The organism is Myxococcus sp. RHSTA-1-4, assembly GCF_020037125.1.
Classification (GTDB): domain Bacteria; phylum Myxococcota; class Myxococcia; order Myxococcales; family Myxococcaceae; genus Myxococcus.
In genome coordinates this window covers 1-2,030 of sequence record NZ_JAIQDG010000104.1, presented here as the reverse complement: position 1 = coordinate 2,030, position 2,030 = coordinate 1, and the positions used below count along the sequence as shown (strand labels likewise).

2 protein-coding genes and 2 pseudogenes are annotated in these 2,030 nt (G+C 68.0%); 1 reads left to right on the top strand and 3 read right to left on the bottom strand.

Features of this window, described 5'->3' with window-relative positions; all coding sequences use genetic code 11:
• Window positions 1-246 (bottom strand): annotated as a pseudogene (locus K8638_RS44095) (hypothetical protein); the annotation flags it as partial.
• Between the two features lie 175 nt (window positions 247-421).
• Here K8638_RS44095 and K8638_RS44090 point away from each other — a divergent pair.
• Window positions 422-835 (top strand): annotated as a pseudogene (locus tag K8638_RS44090) (helicase C-terminal domain-containing protein); the annotation flags it as partial.
• Between the two features lie 14 nt (window positions 836-849).
• Here K8638_RS44090 and K8638_RS44085 read toward each other — a convergent pair.
• Complete coding sequence (locus K8638_RS44085; RefSeq protein ID WP_223760794.1) at window positions 850-1,107, bottom strand: hypothetical protein; 258 nt, start codon at window positions 1,105-1,107, stop codon at window positions 850-852.
• A 478-nt stretch (window positions 1,108-1,585) separates the two neighbouring features.
• The gene (locus tag K8638_RS44080) at window positions 1,586-1,993 is read right to left on the bottom strand and encodes a transposase (RefSeq protein WP_370644261.1); all 408 of its coding nucleotides are present in this window, start codon (window positions 1,991-1,993) and stop codon (window positions 1,586-1,588) included.
• Between the last annotated feature and the right edge of the window lie 37 nt (window positions 1,994-2,030).

The following is a 2,030-nucleotide window of genomic DNA, read 5'->3' as shown; positions in this document are numbered from 1 at the left end:
CGACTCCACCCCGCGCACCTGGCCGTGCACGTAGCGGGGGCTGCCGTCGCGTACGGAAACCGTGAGCAGTGCGTCCTGGCCCACCAGGTCCGCCACCGTCAGTGGCTCGCCGTCGCGGGCGAAGAAGTCCACCCGGAAGTCGTACAGACGGCTGAGGCTTTCCGTGCCCGCGAGCCCGTAGACAACCAGTGTCCTGGCAGCGAGGGACCCCAGTCGCAACATGAACGCCGGTGCGTTCGCCTGCATGATGCAGCTCCCCGGTGGGGCTCGCCTCATCCCACCGTGAGTGCATTTTGTCAGATCGCTCCGTCATCCTCTCTCAGGGCCCCACCGCGTAGCGTCTTGCAGGGCACAGTAGGCGCTCGATGCGTGGCTGTGGGCGGAGTCGCGTGGCAAGGGGCGCTTCCTGCGCGCGAGTCCGTTGGAGGCCTTCCGCGAGACGCCGAGCGTGTTGTTCGCGGCGCACAGCTTCTGGGAGGGCGTGGACGTGCCGGGGGACGCGCTGAGCCTGGTCATCATTGACAGGCTGCCCTTCGCGTCACCGGGGGCCCCGCTGGTGGCGGCGCGAATCAACCAGCTCCAGCAGCGGGGCGAGGAGCCGTTCGAGGCGTACCAGCGCCCGCAGGCGGCGCTGGCGCTGCGGCAGGGCTTCGGGCGGCTCATCCGCACGCAGTCGGACCGGGGCATCGTGGCGATGCTGGACCGGCGCATCGTGACGAAGGCGTACGGCCGGGTGTTCCTGTCCAGCCTGCCGGACGCGCGCCGGCTGGAGGACGTGGTGGAGCTGAGCCGCTGGTTCAACGGCCCCGTGCGGCCGGTGCGGACGATTCGCTGACGCGGGGCGGCTGGCTACGGGGTGTACGGGTAGCGTGCCAACACCTTCCCGTCCGGGGAGACCGCATACAGCTCGAACCAGTCGAGCGTGAGGTTGAAGCCCGGGGCGAACTTGCCGCACTTCTCCACGCGCTGGTTGATTTGAACGAAATAGAGCCCGGCGTGCTCGCCGACGATGACCTCCATGGCCTTGGCGGAGTGGGAGCAGGTCTTCGCGGATTCTTTTGGGAGGCTCGCCAGCAGGTGTTGTAGCGCCGCGTTGGCAGCGACCACCGCGGGGCCGTCCAGGGTGGCTAGCGGGCGCAGTTCCTCGGGCCAGTCAATGCCTCCCACCAGGCGGGAGCGTCGGGTAGGGGGGCCTCCGTCCAGAGGGGAGGTGCTGGACGCGGCAGTCGTTCCTCCGTCCGCTTCGGACGTGCCGGGCATGGGAGCCGTGAGCCCTCCGTCCGTCCCGGGAACGGTGGAGGAGGGGAGGGATGTACCTCCATCCACCGCGAGGGAGAGGAGCAGGACGAGATGAGGGGCTCGCAGCATGGAACCATTCTCCCAGGGCTTCAGCGGCTCAAGGCGGGGGAACACTCTGGCAGAAGGACCCTGCTTCCGAACATGCTGGAGTGTTGAGGGCGGCAGATGGCCTGAAACTCCCAGCTTCCCGTGTTCTCCATCCAGCGAAAGACCTCGCCGGATGAGTTCCATTTGAAGAGGCGGGGCTCGTCACGGTGTCCCGTGGCCAGCCAGTGCCACGCTGGAATCAGCCGTCTTTGCGAGTCGCCTCGTCGTTGGCCCAGAGTTCGGGCAGGTACAGCTCGAAGTCGCGGGCCAGGTGCTCGGTGCGGGTGGCGACACTGAGGCTGACGCCGAGTTGGCAGTTGGCCACCTTCCCCGCGGAGCCGGTGTACTGCCGTTGCACGCCCACCGAGTGCTTTCCCTGCTTGAGGAAGCCCGTGTCGTCCACAATCCAGACTTCCACGGGCTCCCGCAACGCGTACCGCGCCGCCTGGCGCCGCACATCCCGGTGGCTCCACTTCGAGTCCACGGCGAAGTGCAACAGCCGCTGGTGCATGGCATCCACCCGTTCGGGGTCTGGACACGCGCGGGCGGCGATGGGTTCCACGCTCTGTAACCGTTCACCGGGGTGAGAGCCGGATGAGGGGAGCAGGCAAGGGAGGAGGCAGCATAAGAGGTAGGGTTCGGGG